Below are 17,523 nucleotides of genomic sequence, written 5' to 3'. Positions count from 1 at the left end.
CCACGCCCATGAGTGCCGCCCGCCGAAACCACCGGCGTCCACGGCGGCCCTCGCTGTGACGCAGCTGCCGACGGGACCGTGGGCGTACGAGATCAGCTCGTCATGAGCGTGCGTGAGTTTCGTACATGCGGACCGCGACGATCAGGCCGGAGACGGCGGTGAGGGCGGCGACAGCCCAGATCGCGGTGGTGATGCCGTAGGCGTCGGCGAGGATGCCGGCCAGCAGGGCGCCGACGGCGAAGCCGCCGTCGCGCCACAGGCGGTAGACGCCGACGGCGCGGGCGCGCCAGGCGGGATGGGCGACGTCGCCGATGACGGCGAGCAACGTCGGGTAGACCAGTGCGGTGCCGATGCCGAGCAGGGCCTGGGCGAGCGCCCAGGCGGGGAACGTGGTCGCGGCGGCGACGAGGCCAATGGCGGCGGCCTGGAGCAGCAGGCCCGCGGTGATGAGGTGCTTGCGGCCGATGTGGTCGGACCACCAGCCGGTGAGCATCTGGCCCGCACCCCAGACGGCCGGGTAGAGGGCGGCGAGGACGCCGATCTGGGCGACGGACAGGCCGTGCGCGGCGAAGAGCAGCGGGAAGATGCCCCAGGCGAGGGCGTCGTTGAGGTTGTTGACCATGCCGGCCTGGCTGGCGGCGGACAGTGCCTTGTCGGTGAGGCTGGTGTGGCGGGCGATCTGCGCCGTGGACATGTCCGTGGTGGTCTGTGCGGGGTGGAGGGCGGCTTCGGCGCGGGCGTGGTCGCGGGTCTCTCGGACGGCGAGGGTCGACAGGGCCAGGGCGAGGACGAGGTAGGCGGCGCCGAGCAGGAAGGGCTCGGGGCGTAGTCCGGCGTGTTCGGCGATGGCGCCGGTGGCCATCGCGGTGACCGCGAGCGCGCCGTAGCCGGCTGCTTCGTTGAAGCCCATGGCCAGTCCACGGCGCTGGGGGCCGACCAGGTCGATCTTCATGATGACGGTGGTGGACCAGGTCAGGCCCTGGTTGACGCCGAGTAGGACGTTGGCGGCGATGATCCAGCCCCAGGACGGGCCCCAGGCGAGCATCGCGGGCACGGGCAGGGCGATCAGCCATCCGGCGATGAGGACAGGTTTGCGGCCGTAGCGGTCCGACCAGGTGCCCGCGAAGAAGTTGGTGATCGCCTTGGTGGCGCCGAAGGCCAGGATGTAGGTGAGGGCGGCCGTGTAGGCGGAGAGGTGGAAGACCTCGTCGGCGAGCAGGGGCAGGACGGTGCGTTCCTGGCCGAGCATGCCGCCGACCAGGGCGTTGACGAGGACGAGCATGCTGAACTGAGCGAGGTTGGCGCGCAGTCCGAGGCGGATGCCGCCGTGGGCGGTCGTCGTCGTCACGCGCCCGCCTTCAGCGCGTGGCCGGTGGCCTTGGCCCAGTCGTCCGGTCCGCCGGTGAGGACGGCGAGGCGGTGGCGGCCTGCGCGTCGCAGGAGGCTGGCGGCGGTCATCGCGCGCTCGCCGTGCCCGCAGTGCACCACGGCACCCGACGGGGCTTGGTCGGCATGGGCGGCCAGTTCGCCGAGTTCGATGCCGATCGAGTCGGGGATGTGCCCGGCGGCGCGCTCGGCCTGCTGGCGGACGTCGAGGACGGGGCGGTCGCCGATGCGGTCGGCGGTGAGCAGTTCAATGGTCTCCTGCTCCCCGTCGTCAATCGTCCAGGCGTCCATGGTCAGGTGGCCGGTCAGTCGCTCGTATCCGATCTTCAGGGCCTGCCAGGTGAGTTCGGCGAGGTCCTGGCTGGGTGCGGTGACGAAGACGATGGGGGTGTCGTCGGGCAGGAGCCAGCCGAGCCAGGTGGCGAACTGGTCGCGCAGCGGTATGGAGACGGCGCCGGGGATGTGGCCGGCGGCGAAGTCCGGAAACGGTCGTACGTCGACGATCTGCGCGCCTTGGCCGATCAGTTCCCGTACGGCGGCTGCGGACAGCGTGGGGAGCGAGGGTGCGGCGTCGAGAATCGCGGGGCCGCGCCGGTTGGTCTCGGCTAGGTGGTCGAAGTAGGCGGGGTAGGAGCCGAGGCTGTTGAGCAGGTCGCGGACGAACGTGTCCTCGTCCGGTGCGGCGAGCAGGGCGTTGGTCTGTTTCTGGGCGCCGATGGTCGTGGTGCGCTCGGCGCCTGGCGGAGCGGAGCAGAAGGAGCCGGCGCCGTGCGTGGGCCACACCGCGGTCGCATCCGGGAGTTCGGCCAGCCGCCGCAGTGAGCGGTACTGGGCACGGGCCAGTTCCTCGGCACGCGCAGCGCCGAGGAGGTCGGTGCGGGCAGCGGAGCCGACGATCAGCGACCCACCGGTGAAGACTCCCAGCTCCCGCGCGCCGTCCAGGAGGAGGAAGGACAAGTGCTCGTCGGTGTGGCCGGGCGTGGCCAGCGCGCGCAGGGTCAGCCCGCCCAGGTCGGTCTCGTCGCCGTCGGCGAGCGCGGAGTGCGGGAAGGCACGATGTCCGGCTGTCGAGGCGAGCACGGTGGCGCCGTCGTCGGCGGCGAGCTGGAGGGCGCCGGTGAGGAAGTCGGCGTGCAGGTGGGTGTCGGCGGCGAAGGCGACGGTCAGCCCGCGTCGTTCGGCAGCCTCCCGCAAAGCGCGCAGGTCGCGGCTCGCGTCCACCGCCAGCGCGCGGCCGTCGCCGAGGTCGACGAGGTAGGCGCTGTTGCCCAGCCCGGCGTCGACCAGCGGTATCAGGTGGTCGTCGGCGAAGCCCATCGGGTCCTCCAAGGTTTGGATGCGAGAGGGCGTGTGGTCACGCCCATCCCAATCATCTACACTATTCCATGGATTTATGGAGGATCTCTTGGCGGGAAACACGACGGCCGGTACCAAAGCGCAGCTGTACGACGCGTTCGCGGCCAGCGGAAAGGCACTGGCCAGCGGAAAGCGCCTGGAACTGCTCGACCTGCTGGCCCAGGGCGAGCGGACGGTGGACGCCCTGGCCAAGGCGGCGGGGCTGAACCTGACGACGGCCTCGGCGCATCTGCAGACGCTCAAGCAGGCCGGGTTCGTCGCCACCCGCCGCGAGGGCGTGCGCATCCACTACCGGCTCGCGGGCGACGACGTCGCCCAGCTGTTCGCGCTGCTGCGCAAGGTCGCCGAGCGCCACCAGGCGGCCGTACCCGCGGCGCGGGAGGCCTACCTCGGTGAGGACGGCGCGGCGGAGGTCGCCCACGAGGAGCTGCGCGCACGCGTGGCGGCCGGGGACGTGGTGGTGCTGGACGTACGGCCAGTGGAGGAGTACCGGGCTGGGCACATCCCGGGCGCGGTGTCGATCCCGGTCGAGGAACTGGCCGACCGGATCGACGAGTTGCCTGGGGAGACGGAGATCGTCGTGTACTGCCGGGGTGAGTATTGCGTGCTCGCCTACGACGCGGTGCGGCTGCTGACCGACCGTGGACGGCGGGCGATCCGCCTGCACGACGGGATGCTGGAGTGGCGCCTGGCCGACTTGCCCGTCGACGCCGGGGACCTGGCATGACCGGCAGCGGCGTGCCCGCGCATCCGGGGCCCGCCGGCGGGCCGGTCCACCTGGACTACAACGCCACAACCCCAGTGGACCCTCGGGTGGCCGAGGCGATGCTGCCGCACCTGACGGACTTCTTCGGCGCCCCCTCCAGCAGTCACCCGTACGGCGCCGAGCCTCGGCAGGCGCCGGCCGCGGCTCGCGCACAGATCGCCGCCCTGATCGGGGCCCGTGCCGAGGAGATCGCGTTCACCGCCTCCGGCTCCGAGGCCGACCTGCTGGCACTGCGCGGTGCGGTTCTCGCCGCCGGCCGCCCGCGCCCGCATGTGATCACGCAGGCCACCGAGCACCCGGCGATCCTGGAGACCGGCCACGCGCTGGAGCACCTGCACGCGTGCGGGTGACGGTGCTGCCGGTCGGCGGCGACGGACTGGCCGACCCGGCGGCGCTGGCTGCGGCGCTCACCGAGGAGACGGTGCTGGTGTCGGTGATGGCCGCCCACAACGAGACCGGCGCCCTCCAGCCGATCCGGGAGCTGACCGAACTCGCCCACCAGCACGGGGCGCTGTTCAACTGCGACGCCGCCCAGGCGGCGGGGAAGATCCCCTCGACATCCGCGACCTGGGCGTGGACCTGCTCACCGTCGCGGGGCACAAGATGTACGCCCTGAAGGGCGCGGCCGCACTGTACGTACGCGACGGCGTCCGGCTGGAGCCGGCGGTCTACGGCGGCGGGCAGGAGCAAGGCCTGCGGGCCGGAACGGAGAACGTCGCCCTCGGCACGGCTGCCCGGACCGCGGCCGCTGACCTCGCCGACGGTGCCCAGGACCGGATCGCGGCCCTGCGCGACGATCTCCATCAGCAGCTGACGGCGGCGCTGCCGGGCCGGGTCCACCTCAACGGCCCCGAGAAGGCGCGCACATCCTGCGGCAGGCCATCCTGACCTGCGCCCGCGTCCGTGCGTAGAGCGCCGCCAGGTCCTCTTGGACGTGCTCGCCGACGTCGGCCCGCCGATCGTGCCAGTGTGTTCGACGGGCTCGACCAGCGGATCCAGGAACTCCTGCGCTGCGAGGTGCGGGAGAGAGCCGGCCGATTGGAGGACTCGTCCCTGGTGATCATCGACACCCAGTCCGTGCGCGCGGCCGCCGGTGTCCCGAGGACCACGACGGGACTGGACGCCAACAAGAAAGTGTCAGGCCGCAAGCGAGGACTGGCCGTCGACGTGCTGGGGTTGATCATCGGTGTCGTGGTGCCGGCTGCCTCCGTCCACGACAATGCCGCCGGTACCACCCTGCTTGACCAGGCGGCCGAGCGGTGTGGGATGCGTCTGGAGAATGCCCTGGTGGACCAGGGCTTCAAGGACGAGGTCATCATCCACGGGGCGCTGATGGACATCGACGTCTAGGTCGTCCGCCGCAACCTCGAAGACCAGGGCAAAGGGTTCGTCCCGCAGGCCAAGCGGTGTGGGGTCGAGCAGGTCAACGGCACATTGATGTTGCATCGCCGCCTGGCCCGCGAGTACGACCACCGCCCCGACACCTCCGCCTTGCGCGTCTACTGGGCCTCCATCGCGAACATGACTCGACGCCTCACCACACCCGCCCCCACCTGGCGCGACACCCTCGGACTGGCCGCGTGAACGTCATCGAGCTCCTGGCAGACCTCCAGGCCCAGCACGACGAGACCGCAGCCCTGGCCGGCGAACTACGCGACCAGATCGAGCACTTGACCGCCGCCCTCGCCGAGACCGAAGCGCGACTCGCGGACCTGGCCACCACCCGGAAGGTCATCGCTCAACGCGTCCCACCCGGGACCGAGCCCGATCCACCCACCGCCTACCAGACCATCGTGAACGCCTTCAACCAGCACCCCGACCAGGCATTCAGAGCCCGTGATGCTGTGTGCCAGTGCCCCGTCGCCGGTACTGAAGCTCGTCGTCTACCTCTGATCGAGGCCGCTCGGTGCGCGCTGCGCAGGTCCGGTACTCGGCTGGACTCAGCAACGGGCGGTTCCTGAAGGGAGGAAGGCGACGACGGCGGCTGCGATGCAGACCGCCAAGGGGACGGCGAAGGCGAAGTGCGCGCCCAGGGGGAGCAGTGCGGCGACGGCGAAACCGGCCAGGCCGTACCCGGCGCCGTTGGCGGCGTACAGGGAGGAGAACCCGGCGCTCCACGCCGACTCCGGCAGGTCCCGCTGCAGGGTCAGAGAGCGGGCGGTGAGCTGCGGCGCGGCGAACAGCCCCGCCGCCACGATGCTCACCGCGATGACCGGCAGGCTGGGCACCAGCGCCGCCGGCAGCAGGACCAGGCACAGGGCCGCCAGCAGCGCCGCCGCCTGACGGTGGATCCTGCCCGGCAAGTGCCGCAGCCCGTAGATCAGCCCGCCCACGACGCTGGTGATGGAGTAGCCGGTGAACAGGACCCCGGCGAGCGAGGCGGGGGAACCGGAGGCGTCCAGCACGGGTGGCACCGCGGTATCCAGGACGCCGCCGGCGAAGCCGCCGACCAGGGCCAGTGCGAGGGAGGGCAGGGCCGCGCGCAGCAGGACCGGGCCCAGCGCCAGTCCCGAACGCCGGGCGCCGTCGGCCCCGTCGCCGTCGGACGGTGCCGCCGGCAGGCGCAGCGAGGCCAGTGCCGCGGCGGCGGCCAGCACGGCCATGGTGGCCACCGCCAGCCGGGGGTCGCCGACGGCGACCAGCACGGACACGCCGACCGGGGCCACGGTCCAGGCCAGCTCCAGCAGCGTGGTGTCCAGACTCATCGCCGGGTGCAGCAGCGGCGGGTCCATGGTGCGGGCGAGCAGCGCTCTGAGCTGTCCGGGCACTCCGGCCCCGATGCCGCCCGCCACGCCCGCCAGGATCACCAGGGCCGCGGCGGGCAGCACAGTGGCGGTGGCGGCCAGCAGGGTGTATGCGGCGGCGCGGACGACCAGCGCCACCCGCACGTAGCGGTGGCCGCGCCACCGGTCGGCGAGCACGCCGAGCCACGGCGCCAGCGCGGCCTCGGTGATGGCGTGGGCGCCGGAGGCCAGTCCGCCGACGGTGAACGAACCAGTCTGATGGCCCAGCAGCACCAGCGCCAGCGGCGCCATCGCGTCGGGGATCCGGCTCAGCAGTGTGGTCAGCGCCCAGGGCCGCCACCCGGGCACCGACATCACCTGCCGGTATCGCGCCGGTCGTGCGGTCACCTCCGTGCCCAACGGGGCCCTCCTTTCCACGAACGCGTCCAGGGCCCGCACCCGTCCCCGTGAGCGCGTCGGGTTCCCCCGTGGACGTCCGTCATGGGTGCCTCACCGCGCGCAGCCGGGCGGCGAGCGCGCCGACCGTCGGGTGGCGGAACAACTCGGTCGACGGCAGGTCCGGCGCCAGCGCACTCATGGCGCGGATCGCCCGGAATGAGTCACCGCCTGGGGCGCAGGCTTGCAGGAGGTTCGGTGTGTGGTCTGGGGGCGTGCTGGTGATGCGGTGGTCTGCGGGGTGCCAGGTGCCGCCGTCGTCGAAGTCGGGGCGCCGGGGCGGGGGCTGGACGTCGTCGGTCTGCCGGTGCCAGAAGTCGGCGGTGTCCCGCTCCCCCAGTGCCAGGTGGTGCAGGTAAAGGCAGTAGGCGGCGGCTTGTCCGGCACCGGCGGCGTACTGCCACCACGGGCGCCCTCGTTGGTGTCGGTCAGTTGCAACACGCAGGCGAGGACCAGGGCGGCTCTGGGTTCGGGGACCTGGTGGGTGACGAACCTGGCCATCGTGCGCGGCGGGGTGTGCCGGACGAGGGCTTGGCACAGGGCGCGCAGGTCCTCGGCCGCCGCATGGCGGCTGCCGCCCGGAGCGTTCTGGGCGGCTTCGGCAGCGTCCTCGGGTGCCGGCGCCTGGGTCCGTGGGGGGGGACGATGCCGCGGGGCATGGTGCGCTCGCGGACGAGCAGGGCTTGGAAAGAAGTTCTTCAATGCCGGTCACGGGGTGTTCCCTTCGTCGGTCGGGGGCGGTGGGCACAGGAGGCTTTCCAGGAAGCGGGTGGCGTGGCGCTCGTCGGAGCGGACGGCGGCCAGGAGGATGCCCAGGGGGGACGAGACGTTCTCGGGCGGGAGGTTGTGGAGGCGCGGCGGCAGACGGAGACGGGCTGGCTCTACCTTGTGGGGCTGCCGTCATACCGGGATCGCGAGGACGGGGGTGTGGAGGCGCCGGAATACCGGGTGTGGGTGCGGGCCCCGGAGCATGTGCGGCCAGTCGACGGCGTCGACTACGACCAGGCCGTCACCGAGCACCTGAAGCCGCCGCAGCAGCAGTCGGTCGTCCACGAGGTGCTCGGGGAGCGCCGGCCTTCGGGATGGGCGCTGCGGAAGCTGGGCGACATTCGCGGCCCGTCCGGCGCGGTGCTGCACGCACCGGACTGCGAAGAGGCACCGCAGGGCGGGCCGCTGCTCGATCTGGAAACACGCCCTGGAGGTCGCGGAGAGCCCGGCGACGCGGTTGTGCACGCTGTGCGGATGCACCCAGGAACTCACGCCCATCCTGCGCGGCTTCGACCATGGCGCCGACTCCTCGAGCAACGACTCCTGACCCCGGCCGCCGCCGCAGGGTCGAACAGCCGTGTCATTCAGGTCGTATCCGGCGGTAGAGGCGACCGGTGTCGGTCGCCCAGAACAGGACGCTCCACGATGACGACTCCCCCCGCCGCCGGTCACCGAGCCAGACCCCTCCGCCATGACCTGCCCGGGCGACCAGGTCGGGCCGTGCGCCACCTGCCAGCGCAAGACCCACAAGTACGGTCGCGGCGGCTGCCCTCTGTGTCAGTGGTGCATGGCGCCGGCCATGGAGAAGTCGGGCCCGGGCGTGCGATACATCAACACACGCTCCTGACGGCGACGCCCCACCGGTGGGTATTCCGGCGGGGCGGTCGTCGGCGAGGTGTCGCTTTCGTCGGCAAGGTGCCGGTGGTTCAGCACCTGCCTCTGGCCCCCGGTTCTGAAGCGAGCTGACCACCTCGACCTGGTTGGACTTCGGGATCCAGGCTGAGGCGCATGCGAACGTAGTTCGCGTTACCTGGACCGGGCCGGTGGTGCCCGTCGGGCTTCCATCCGTGCCGGGCATAGAAGGCTTGAGCTCGGCTGTTGCGCTCCCACGCTTCCAGTACACCCGCGGCCAGCGACGTATCGCGAAGGAACTGGACGAATGCTGCGTGCAGGTAGCTGCCGATGCCTTGTCCCCACATGCCGGGGCGGACGTGAATCTGGTAGAGCTGACCCACAGTTGTGACCTCGACGTCGGCTTCGCAGGGAGGGCCCATCGCTAAAATGCCCACCAACTCGCCCTCTCGTTCCGCGCACAACACAGTCCGGTCGCCGGACTGATCTGACACTCCGCCTCCCTGGTAGTAGGCCGTGCGGGCCAGAGTGTGCAGGTCAGTGATCCTGTCCACGTCGTCAGAGTGCGCAGTTCGCAAGAACGTCTGAGAAGTCGTCATGATCAGGTGACGTGCTCACCGTGATCTACGGTTCCCCTCAGAGGATCCGTTCAGGTCAGTCGCCGACCACCTCGCTCACGGACGCGCGGGCGGCGGCGCCTCGTCGACGAAGTAACAGCTGATCCGGACGCCCTGACCAGCACGAACACTGGGAAGAGCACGGCGAGCCCCCACAGCCCGCGCAGCGGGCCCGCCGCGGCCGCACCCTCACCACACCCCTCGCGTCCCGCAGCACACGATGCCTTGCCCAGCCCCACGGGGCGAGCACACCACCGCAATTAGGAGTTCCGGGCGGTGATAGCAGGGGCAGGGGCGCTGGTGGGTTGCTGGCAGGCCGGGCACAGTTCGTGACAGCCCTTGGGGGTGACGACAGTGCCCCAGCCATTGCATCTCTCGCAGCCCCGGGCAGACGCGACGTCCGGACGGGAGGCCGGGATCCCAGAGTGAGGACGGGGGATGTGAGCCATGAGGTGGAACCTCCCACCAGAGGTGGCGAGCGACGGGCGCACTCCCACACTGCCAGCCCGAACGCCCGATATATGTGCTATTGCAGTCAGATTTGAGTCAAGGATGACCAAACGAGCAGCCAGCGCACACCGCCGACGGGCCTTCCGGCAAGCCTGACCCTTCCCGTCGATCACGCCGCCGCCAGCCCACACGAAGCCAGTACGCGGCAAGGCGTCATGAGCATCAAGGCCGGAGACCGAAACTCAGTGGTCCGTGCGGATGCCCCGGGAGCCCGGACCGAGCCCGCGGCGCCTGGGCGGCCTTCGTCCCGGGCCGCGTGATACGGGCACCGACGCCGCGTTGTCCCGGCCGGGCGCCTGGCCGTCCACAGTGATGCCCAGACGCCGGCGGGCCTCGGTGGTGGCGGCTGCCACCGCGGCGAGGGCCTGCGCGAGTTCCGGCCCGGCGCTGACATGCGTGTCAGTGAGGGTGTCGATCGCGTCGAGGACGTCCTCGGCTGCCGCCGTGCTCCAGCCGTTCGGGTCCGCGAGGTCCGCGAGATGGCACGCGATCTCGACGGCCTGTTCGGCTGCCTTCTCCACTCCTGGCCAGGCCTGCGCCGACAACTCCATGACCACTCAACGACCGTTCCGCTCGGAAGGGACCGGCGAGCAGTGTCACACGGAGAGATCGTCTTTGGACGGGGGCAGCCCTCATACCGGGCCAGGGCCGGTCCAACGCGTACTGCCTCGCCGCTGGTGTACGAGGTGCGGGGCGTTGACCTGCGGTGTCTCATGAAAGGGACAGCGGTAGGGCACCGGCCGTGAGTCTGGCACGCGGCTCGTGGTGCCCCGGTGCGATGGCAGAGCAGGGATGGGAGTGGGCGGTCATGGCGCGCATGACCTGGACCGGTGTGGTGTCGTTCGGGCTGGTCACCGTGCTTATCTAGATCCCGCGCCTATCTGCCCAGGTCAGATGAATGCGACTGGCTAAGGGACGTACGGTCAGTCTCGTCAACGCAGGCGGTCAGCCGGGAGCGGTCTGCCTTCAGCTTGTCGCTCATCGTCCGACCTCGCTGATGTCTCAAGCGGACGTGCCTGTGAGGGTTTCGGCCGTTTCAAAGAGCTCTTTCAGCGGTGCCGCTCCAGGGTGAGTATGGCGGCTGCGATTGACGACATTCGGTTCGGGCTGCGCCGAGCCTTGTGGAAGATCCGGCAGGGCCGGGTCCGCGCGATGGGCGCCGAGGGACTGCCGGCCGATGTCCTCTCCATCCTGAACGATCTCACTACCGAGCTGGACAAGAAGGCCGATCCAGGCACCAACAGCTAGTGACCTGAGTCGGAGATTCGTCGGCAGTAGGCGGCGACTTTGTCGAGGGTCTCGTCGGCGGTCTTGGTCCAGGCGAAGGGCTTGGCGTGTTCGTTCCAGTCGGCGAGCCAGGCGCCTTCGGCGAGGCAACCTACCGGCACCGGCGCAGACACCTGTCGGCCCGGACCCGGTACCCAGCAGTAGACGCGGCAGCAAGCCGTGGAAACCGGCCTCCACCTGCGCGGCCATGCTCCCGCGCGAACTCAGCACTCGATGTATACACGCAAAGTATACATCTCATGTAGAGTGCTGCGCATGTCCATCAGTCACACACTCCTAGGGCTCCTGGAGTCCGGGCCCCAACCACGGCTACGACCTCAAGCGGGCCTTCGCCGAAAAGTTCGGTCACGACCGGCCACTGCACTACGGCCAGGTCTGCTCGACGATGTCCCCGGCTGCTGAAGAACGGCCTCGTCGAAGTCGACGGGATCGAGGCCGGCAGCGGTCCTGAGCGCAAGCGGTACGCCATTTCGGAAGCCGGGATCACCGACATGGAGCGGTGGCTGGCTAAGCGGGAGAAGTCCGAGCCGTACCTGCAGTCGACGCTCTATACGCGCTGCGGACCCACCGCAACGCCGCCGACATCCTCGGCTACCAGCGCTCCGAGCACCTGCGCAGCATGCGGATCCTTACCGACCGTAAGCACAGGGGCGACCTCGCTGACCAGCCGGCCTGGCCGACCCGACGTTCGTACAGCCGAACCGGCCGATGTCCGCCATCGGCGACTAGGGGCCACGGGGCGATGTTGCGCCCGACGAGCGACCTGGACGCCATGGCTGTCCCGTCGGCCGCTACTTCCGCAGGCCGGAGGCACCCGAGGAGGAAAAGACCCCGTCGTCGGCGACGGGGGCGTCGTCGCAACGAAGGTGGCGAGCAGCGCGCCACCCGCAACCAGAGAGTAAATTGAGTGAAAAATCAGACGCCACCTGAAATTGGAACCGGTCAGACGCCTCCAGCAAGTAAAACTTTTCAAGAGGAATCGGAAGACGTCGAAATCAGCAGGTCTGCCATCGGGGTCATCCTTTTCACGTCGGCATGCGTGACACTAATGTCTGAGCTGGTGCTCGCCATCGTCGGTGCGAGCCTCAAGACGACGGCAATGGCCGCTGTGATCGCATCCGGCGGCACCTTCGGTCTTGGGTACTTCATCGCCAAGAGGCTTGGATATATTCGAACGAGCACGTAAGACTCGATAAACGCGGAGTCTATCGACTCGATCCCCGGGTCGGCCGTGGCGAACTTCAAGGTCCACTCCGTGACGACCCTGGCGCCACCGCCCTCGCCTGCGGCCCCGCGGTGGCAGAGGAACGCTCACCAGCCAGTCCCGAAACCTCAGCAGGTTCTCGAAGCCCGGAGGCGACCACCGCAGCCCACTCTCATCACACCAGGTCAGATACAGATCCACCCGGCTTGCGTAGATCCGCTCAGTGTCACTGACCGGCCCAGACCACGTACCTGCTCCAAGAACGCGGTCGCCTCGCGATGAAGCCGGAAGTCACTGTCGACGATCACCCAGGCCCCCCGTGAGGAGCCTGGTACTTCAGCCCTCTCAGCTCGACAGATCACGTACGGACTGACGCGCCAAACACCACAGCGACCTATCAGATACCCATAGATTGCCGCTCGCGCCAGTAACGTTATTGAACCCTGAGAAATGGTTTCAAGTTGTGGAGTTCTGGAATTGTTGGGCAGGGCACCTAAATCGGTTGCCGCTGGGGTGACGGGCGGGTTGAATGACTGGCTATGAACCTGGCACAGGCGGCCGAGCGGCTCGGGTTGGGGCAGTTGCTGGGTGCCCCGCTGCTGCTCAAGGATGACGAGCAGAACCCGGTGTGGAAGGTCGTTACTGACTCCGGCTCATGGGTGGTGAAGATCGCCCAGCCCTGGGGTGACTTCTGGCTGCCCATGGCTGCTCAGGCAGGGGCGCTTGAAGCCGCCGCGTGGGAGATCGGTGTCGCGATGCCCGAGCCGCAGTCGACGACTCTGGGCGAAGCGGGTCTGTGGCGACCGATCGGGGACGGTGTCTACGCCCGTGCGGTGCGCTTCGTCGAGGGCGCGCATCCGACCGCGCCGGCGTCCGAACCGTTGGCGGCATGGGCTGGCGGGCTCGTCGCTGACCTTGCGCGGTGTGCGATTCCAGCCGACCCGACCGTCGATGGCGACTATCGGTCGTACTCCCAGGGAGAGTGGGGGGAGTGGTTTGCTCAGGCCGAACGCCTCGAGGTCCTCAGTGCCGAGCATGTCCGCATCTTCAAGCTGTCGGTGGAGCAGGCCGAGGCCATGGTCGAAGATCAGCAGGAGTTGTGGCGATCCAAGTTGGTCATGCATCGCGACATCCGGCACCAGAACGTTCTGACCGGCTCCGGTGGACCGGTGCTGTTGGACTTTGATGCCGCTGGGGCGCAGGACCCGTGGTGGGAGCTGGTCTTCACCGCTTTCGGTCTCGCCGGCTTCGGCCGCGGGTTGGATGTGCCCGAGCGCCGTGTCGTCGAAGCGTGCCTCTCCGGGTATGTCGCTGCGGGAGGGGCAGTCGGGGCGGTCGATGAGTCAGCGTTCACCGGTATGTTCGCCGGACGCGTGGGAGCGGCGGCTTGGCAGCTGTGGATGGCCTGCGGCCACCGGGGCGGGAGTCCGGAGTACCAGGCTGGCTTCGCTCAGACACTCAGGGAGTCGGTGAAGGCGATGGCCATGATGCTTAAGGCCATGCCGACCTGGGCCACTTGGCTCAAGGCGTAAGTGGGGAACGCTGGGCAAGGCGCCGCCAACTTCTTGCGTCCGCGCTGCGGGGTGATCGGCTCGATCCGTTTGGAGTGCAGCCACTCGCGGAAGGCGGCGGAGTCGTAGGCGCCGTCGGCCAGGATGGCATCGGGTCGGCGACGCTTGGACGATCAGCCCGCTTGCTGATCACTTCGTAGTTCAGAGAAGGCGACGTCGACGACGACCAGGTCCGGCCTGCTGACGTGCGCCTCGGGAGGGTTCCGCCGCGGCGGTATCTTCACCCGACCGAGTGCGGGTGATCAAGGGCTGTCGCCGGACCAGTCCCACCGGCTCTGGTCGCCCTCGTGGCTGTGCACGCGAGAACGGGGATCTGGCACACATTCCGTGAGGCGAACGGTGGGGCGGTGGCCTTGGCACGTGCCTTCGATATGGCGGTGCGATTACCCCAGGGGTAATCGCACCGCTCAACCATCCTCAGCTACGTTCTGGTCATCGCCAACACCCCCGAAACGAAGGAGCCGCGTGGTGTCCGCTTACGGCTTCGCTCATCTCCGCAGCCGCCGGAATCACTCCGACATCATCGAGTACCTGGAGCGCATCCAGGCGACCCTCGACCCCTTCGCAGGCCGCTTCGTCATCCACGGCCCGCCGGCCGAAGTCGTAGAGGGTACGTGGCCCGGCAGCATGGTGCTGATCGAGTTCCCCAGCCTTGCCGAAGCCCGTGCCTGGTACGACTCTCCCGCCTACCGGGCCATCCTGAGTTTGCGTACCGATCACATCAAGGGCGACCTGCTGCTGATCGAGGGCGTCGGGCCGAAGTACGACCCTGCCGAGCGAGCTCGCACGTTGCGAGCAGAAGCCGGCCGAGCGGGCCAGTCGACCACGTAGTCCTGCCGCCGCCTCCTCGGGTGCCGAGATACTTCGCGCTCGTTGTCTTTCCCCACTCAGTCACAGTCTGAGCAGCACAGTCATCGGACGGCCGTGAGTAGTACCCGTTTGCGGAGGAGCGGGAGTTTGGCGCGGCCGAACATCTGGCGCTTGACCATTTTGATGTGGTTGACCCGGCCTTCGACGGGACCGGAGTTCCAGGGGGTGGTCAGGCCCTGGACGACGACGTCCCAGTCCTTCCCCAGGCCGGAGGCGAAGGAGTGGAGGCCGGGAAGATTCTCGGCTCGCGCGCTGATGACCCAGTCCTTCAGGTGCTGGCCTGTGCGGAAGGAGTGGAGGCCGGGAAGATTCTCGGCTCGCGCGCTGATGACCCAGTCCTTCAGGTGCTGGCCTGTGCGGGTGGAGAGGATCTCGCCGAAGTTGCGAACGAGACGGTCGGCCGCCGCGAGTTCCGGGCAACGGGCGAGGGTATCGGTCAGCTGTTTGCTCTCGCTCTCCGAGAGGCGGTCGGGATGGCGCATGATCCACCCAGTGGCTTGCCGGAATCCGGGTGGCGCAGACCCGACGACGCGGATGCGGCGCCGGCGCCCTGGCCGCAGGTAGTCGCTGATGGTCTGGTAGTTGCCGCGGTAGCCAAGCTCTTTCAGCTCTGCGTGCAGGTGAACGGCATTGGTGTGGCCCTCAACCCAGCGCGTCTCCAAATAGGGCTTGTAGGTGTCCAGCTGGCTGGGCCGGGGTGCCGCCGGCCGCCGAGCAATGAACGTCGACTCCACTGTCTGCCGCGCCCACCAGCACGCCGCCGGGGCGGCGCAAAAGGGGGACCTTCAGAAGGAGCCGCCCGGTGGCGTCACCACCGAGCCGGCCGACCACGAGCTCGGACGCTCCCGAGGTGGGTTGACCAGCAAGATCCACCTCGCTGTCGAGCAGGGCCAGGAGCCATTGTCCATCGTGATCGCGGCCGGACAACGCGGAGATTCCCCGCAGTTCGAGCCGGTCCTGGAAGCAATCCGGGTACCCCGGCTCTGTCTGGGACGGCCGCGCAAGCGCCCGAACCGGGTGCGGGCCGACAAAGCGTACGACTCCCGCAAGAACCGCGCCTACCTCGTCGACTCGGAATCAAGGCAACGATCCCCGTCCCGGCGACCGGATCCGCAATCGCAAGAAGCTCGGCTCTCGCGGCGGTCGGCCGCCGAAGTTCGACGAAACCGACTACCGCGAACGCCACGCGGTCGAACACGGGATCAATCGCCTCCAGCGCCACCGCGCGGTGGCCACACGCTACGACAAATTGGCCGTCCGCTACGAGGCAACGGTGCTGGTCGCGGTCCTGAACGAATGGCTATGACCAGCTACGGAATCGTCCTCGATCACCTTGTAGCCGGGGACCGAGGGCCAGCGCACCGTCAGTACCACGGACTCCTCCTCCGCGAACCAGGAGTGATCGACGCCTCGGCCCCACACGACGTAATCCCCCTGCTGGGCCAGGACAACACTGCGGCCGGGCAGTTCCACCCGGAAGCGTCCGCTGATGAGGACCAGCAGGGCGGTGCGCTCTTCGCCGGTCACCCACTGAGCCCGCTCATCGCCCTGCGGGTGGACGCCCCATTTGATCTCCACGGCCTTGCTATGTCGAGGATCGGAGGCGTCCTTGAAATGCCCCAGCAGCCACCCCCGGTCCAGTGCCGCGTCCCTGCCCGCATTGCCCACATACACGCTGTCGGTCATGGCCCGGAAGGTAGCAGTCGACCGTATCAGCACTCACACGAGCAACTACCGCCACTTTCGCAACAGGCCCTAGGTGTGCTGTCCGGGGACGTTGGTGACGGGCGACACGCCTTGAGCGGTCCTTGAACGGGGCGAGGGCCTCTGGGTTCGGTGTGGATTGCGACATCTACAACCGGCATCCAGGAGGCCCTCGTTGTTCCACCGTAATGCTCCGCTGACTGCGACCGGCAGGCTGCGTCTGGCCCGGTGTGTCGTCGAGGACGGCTGGCCGCTACGACGAGCGGCGGAACGCTTCCAGGTCAGCCACACCACCGCGGCCCGCTGGGCAGGCCGCTACCGGCTGCACGGCACAGCGGGCATGCAGGACCGCTCCAGCCGCCCGCACCACCAGCCCTTGCGCACCCCGGCCACGGTCGAACAGCAGGTCGTCCGCCTGCGCTGCGAGCACCGCATCGGCCCTGTCCGGCTGGCCGCCCGATGCGGCATCGCCGCTTCCACCGCCCACCGCATACTGCGCCGTCACCACCTGCCCGCCCTGGCAGCCACCGACCGGGCCATCAGCGAACCCGTCCGCCGCTACGAACGCACCCGGCCCGGCGAACTGATCCACATCGAAGTCAAGAAACTCGGCCGTATCCCTGACGGCGGCGGCCACAAGGTGCTGGGCCGCGCCGTCGGCAGCCCGAACAAGGACCGCCGCAACGGCGCCGGAAACGCCTACCTGCACACCGCCCTGGACGACCACTCCCGCCTGGCCTATACGGAAGACCTGCCCGACGAGACCGCCCCGACCTGCGCAGGCTTCCTCACCCGCGCCACCACCTGGTTCGCCGAACAGGGCATCACCGTCGAACGGGTGCTAACGGACAACGCCTGGGCCTACACCAAGAACACCTGGCGCCAGACCTGCCACGACCTGGGCATCAGCCCCCGCTGGACCACACCTTGGCGTCCTGCGAATGGGTCAAGAAGGGCCTGCGGCTCTGCCTGATCGGCGACTCCGGCACCGGCAAGTCGCACCTGCTGATCGCACTCGGGACCGAGGCCGCCATGGCCGGCTTCCGGGTCCGCTACACACTCGCCACCAAACTGGTCAACAAGCTGGTTGAGGCCGCGGACGAGAAGATCCTGACCAAGACCATCGCCCGCTACGGGCGTGTCGATCTGCTCTGCATTGATGAACTCGGCTATATGGAGCTGGACCGCAGGGGCGCTGAGCTGCTGTTCCAGGTGCTGACGGAACGCGAAGAGAAGAACAGCGTCGCCATTGCCTCCAACGAGTCGTTCGGCGGGTGGACGAAAACGTTCACAGATCCGCAGCTCTGCGCAGCCATCGTCGACCGTCTCGCCTTCGGTGGGAACATCATCGACACCGGCACGGAGTCCTACCGGTTCGCCAGCACCAGGGCAGCCCCAGCACAGGAGACTACCGCGGGCTGACCTGCCAAATTCCCATCGTCACCCGACGATG

The 17,523-nt window shown here is 69.0% G+C and carries 16 protein-coding genes and 6 pseudogenes; 12 read left to right on the top strand and 10 right to left on the bottom strand.

Annotation, left to right across the window (positions count from 1 at the left end; genetic code table 11):
* Positions 1-100 precede the first annotated feature (100 nt).
* Complete coding sequence (locus tag PV963_RS43035) at positions 101-1,348, bottom strand: MFS transporter (RefSeq protein ID WP_274821853.1); 1,248 nt, start codon at positions 1,346-1,348, stop codon at positions 101-103.
* Complete coding sequence (locus PV963_RS43030) at positions 1,345-2,715, bottom strand: MBL fold metallo-hydrolase (protein WP_274821852.1); 1,371 nt, start codon at positions 2,713-2,715, stop codon at positions 1,345-1,347. The genes PV963_RS43035 and PV963_RS43030 overlap by 4 nt, the downstream gene beginning before the upstream one ends.
* 64 nt (positions 2,716-2,779) lie before the next feature.
* On the opposite strand from PV963_RS43030, the gene PV963_RS43025 reads away from it, so the two are divergent.
* The 5 genes and pseudogenes from PV963_RS43025 (at position 2,780) to PV963_RS43000 (ending at position 5,469) form a co-directional block, all read left to right on the top strand.
* A complete protein-coding gene (locus PV963_RS43025; RefSeq protein WP_274821851.1) occupies positions 2,780-3,469 on the top strand; it encodes an ArsR/SmtB family transcription factor in 690 nt (229 codons plus the stop codon).
* Positions 3,466-3,858 carry an aminotransferase class V-fold PLP-dependent enzyme gene (locus PV963_RS43020; protein ID WP_274821850.1) on the top strand — a complete coding sequence of 131 codons (393 nt, stop codon included), beginning with the start codon at positions 3,466-3,468 and terminating at the stop codon, positions 3,856-3,858. The genes PV963_RS43025 and PV963_RS43020 overlap by 4 nt, the downstream gene beginning before the upstream one ends.
* Positions 3,849-4,396: pseudogene (locus PV963_RS44225) on the top strand (aminotransferase class V-fold PLP-dependent enzyme). Before PV963_RS43020 ends, PV963_RS44225 begins: the two are co-directional and overlap by 10 nt.
* 87 nt (positions 4,397-4,483) lie before the next feature.
* Positions 4,484-5,092: pseudogene (locus PV963_RS43005) on the top strand (transposase); the annotation flags it as partial.
* Entirely contained in the window at positions 5,089-5,469 is a 381-nt protein-coding gene (locus tag PV963_RS43000; RefSeq protein WP_274821847.1) for a hypothetical protein, read from the top strand. The pseudogene PV963_RS43005 and the gene PV963_RS43000, both read left to right, overlap by 4 nt.
* On the opposite strand, the gene PV963_RS42995 is transcribed toward PV963_RS43000, so the two are convergent.
* The 4 genes from PV963_RS42995 to PV963_RS42980 form a co-directional block, all read right to left on the bottom strand.
* Positions 5,449-6,651, bottom strand: coding sequence for an MFS transporter (locus PV963_RS42995; protein ID WP_274821846.1), 1,203 nt, complete (start codon positions 6,649-6,651; stop codon positions 5,449-5,451). The two genes, PV963_RS43000 and PV963_RS42995, sit on opposite strands and share 21 nt — an antisense overlap.
* 936 nt (positions 6,652-7,587) lie before the next feature.
* Positions 7,588-7,947 (bottom strand): hypothetical protein, encoded by a 360-nt coding sequence (locus tag PV963_RS43735; protein WP_342456419.1) that lies wholly within the window; start codon positions 7,945-7,947, stop codon positions 7,588-7,590.
* Positions 7,948-8,381: 434 nt separating this feature from the next.
* On the bottom strand, positions 8,382-8,906 hold the full coding sequence (locus PV963_RS42985) for a GNAT family N-acetyltransferase (RefSeq protein ID WP_274821845.1): 525 nt from the start codon (positions 8,904-8,906) through the stop codon (positions 8,382-8,384).
* Positions 8,907-9,616: 710 nt separating this feature from the next.
* Positions 9,617-9,985, bottom strand: coding sequence for a hypothetical protein (locus PV963_RS42980; protein WP_274821844.1), 369 nt, complete (start codon positions 9,983-9,985; stop codon positions 9,617-9,619).
* 523 nt (positions 9,986-10,508) lie between these two features.
* Here PV963_RS42980 and PV963_RS42975 point away from each other — a divergent pair.
* Complete coding sequence (locus PV963_RS42975) at positions 10,509-10,682, top strand: hypothetical protein (protein ID WP_274821843.1); 174 nt, start codon at positions 10,509-10,511, stop codon at positions 10,680-10,682.
* Here the strand turns inward: PV963_RS42975 and PV963_RS42970 are convergent.
* Complete coding sequence (locus PV963_RS42970; RefSeq protein WP_274821842.1) at positions 10,679-10,822, bottom strand: hypothetical protein; 144 nt, start codon at positions 10,820-10,822, stop codon at positions 10,679-10,681. The two genes, PV963_RS42975 and PV963_RS42970, sit on opposite strands and share 4 nt — an antisense overlap.
* 154 nt (positions 10,823-10,976) lie before the next feature.
* On the opposite strand from PV963_RS42970, the pseudogene PV963_RS42965 reads away from it, so the two are divergent.
* Positions 10,977-11,388, top strand: a pseudogene (locus PV963_RS42965) (PadR family transcriptional regulator); the annotation flags it as partial.
* 302 nt (positions 11,389-11,690) lie between these two features.
* On the opposite strand, the gene PV963_RS42960 reads toward PV963_RS42965, so the two are convergent.
* On the bottom strand, positions 11,691-11,966 hold the full coding sequence (locus PV963_RS42960) for a hypothetical protein (RefSeq protein ID WP_274821841.1): 276 nt from the start codon (positions 11,964-11,966) through the stop codon (positions 11,691-11,693).
* Positions 11,967-12,464: 498 nt separating this feature from the next.
* On the opposite strand from PV963_RS42960, the gene PV963_RS42955 reads away from it, so the two are divergent.
* Positions 12,465-13,457 carry a phosphotransferase gene (locus tag PV963_RS42955; protein WP_274821840.1) on the top strand — a complete coding sequence of 331 codons (993 nt, stop codon included), beginning with the start codon at positions 12,465-12,467 and terminating at the stop codon, positions 13,455-13,457.
* Positions 13,458-13,964: 507 nt separating this feature from the next.
* Positions 13,965-14,327 (top strand): DUF1330 domain-containing protein, encoded by a 363-nt coding sequence (locus PV963_RS42950; protein ID WP_274821839.1) that lies wholly within the window; start codon positions 13,965-13,967, stop codon positions 14,325-14,327.
* Between the two features lie 80 nt (positions 14,328-14,407).
* Here the strand turns inward: PV963_RS42950 and PV963_RS42945 are convergent, their stop codons facing one another.
* Complete coding sequence (locus PV963_RS42945; RefSeq protein WP_274821838.1) at positions 14,408-15,100, bottom strand: transposase; 693 nt, start codon at positions 15,098-15,100, stop codon at positions 14,408-14,410.
* On the opposite strand from PV963_RS42945, the pseudogene PV963_RS42940 reads away from it, so the two are divergent.
* A pseudogene (locus PV963_RS42940) lies at positions 15,084-15,377 on the top strand (transposase); the annotation flags it as partial. The gene PV963_RS42945 and the pseudogene PV963_RS42940 overlap by 17 nt on opposite strands.
* 249 nt (positions 15,378-15,626) lie before the next feature.
* Here PV963_RS42940 and PV963_RS42935 read toward each other — a convergent pair.
* Positions 15,627-16,052: a signal peptidase I gene (locus PV963_RS42935; protein WP_274821837.1), complete on the bottom strand. Its 426-nt coding sequence runs from the start codon at positions 16,050-16,052 to the stop codon at positions 15,627-15,629.
* Positions 16,053-16,245: 193 nt separating this feature from the next.
* Between PV963_RS42935 and PV963_RS42930 the strand changes: the two are divergent.
* Together PV963_RS42930 and PV963_RS42925 are read left to right on the top strand one after the other, a co-directional pair.
* Positions 16,246-17,022: pseudogene (locus PV963_RS42930) on the top strand (IS481 family transposase); the annotation flags it as partial.
* Positions 16,986-17,492, top strand: a pseudogene (locus PV963_RS42925) (ATP-binding protein); the annotation flags it as partial. The pseudogenes PV963_RS42930 and PV963_RS42925, both read left to right, overlap by 37 nt.
* Positions 17,493-17,523 lie beyond the last annotated feature (31 nt).

This window comes from Streptomyces coeruleorubidus, assembly GCF_028885415.1.
Classification (GTDB): domain Bacteria; phylum Actinomycetota; class Actinomycetes; order Streptomycetales; family Streptomycetaceae; genus Streptomyces; species Streptomyces coeruleorubidus_A.
The sequence above is the reverse complement of the archived record's forward strand: the minus strand, read 5'-3'. Positions and strand labels throughout refer to the sequence as shown.

Bases quoted from the DNA above. Each gene is read 5' to 3' on its own strand.
- PV963_RS42955 (WP_274821840.1), top strand. From the start codon at position 12,465: ATGAACCTGGCACAGGCGGCCGAGCGGCTCGGGTTGGGGCAGTTGCTG.
- PV963_RS43020 (WP_274821850.1), top strand. From the start codon at position 3,466: ATGACCGGCAGCGGCGTGCCCGCGCATCCGGGGCCCGCCGGCGGGCCG.
- PV963_RS42985 (WP_274821845.1), bottom strand. From the start codon at position 8,906: ATGACGACTTCTCAGACGTTCTTGCGAACTGCGCACTCTGACGACGTG.
- PV963_RS42935 (WP_274821837.1), bottom strand. From the start codon at position 16,052: ATGACCGACAGCGTGTATGTGGGCAATGCGGGCAGGGACGCGGCACTG.
- PV963_RS43025 (WP_274821851.1), top strand. From the start codon at position 2,780: ATGGAGGATCTCTTGGCGGGAAACACGACGGCCGGTACCAAAGCGCAG.
- PV963_RS42980 (WP_274821844.1), bottom strand. From the start codon at position 9,985: ATGGAGTTGTCGGCGCAGGCCTGGCCAGGAGTGGAGAAGGCAGCCGAA.
- PV963_RS42975 (WP_274821843.1), top strand. From the start codon at position 10,509: ATGGCGGCTGCGATTGACGACATTCGGTTCGGGCTGCGCCGAGCCTTG.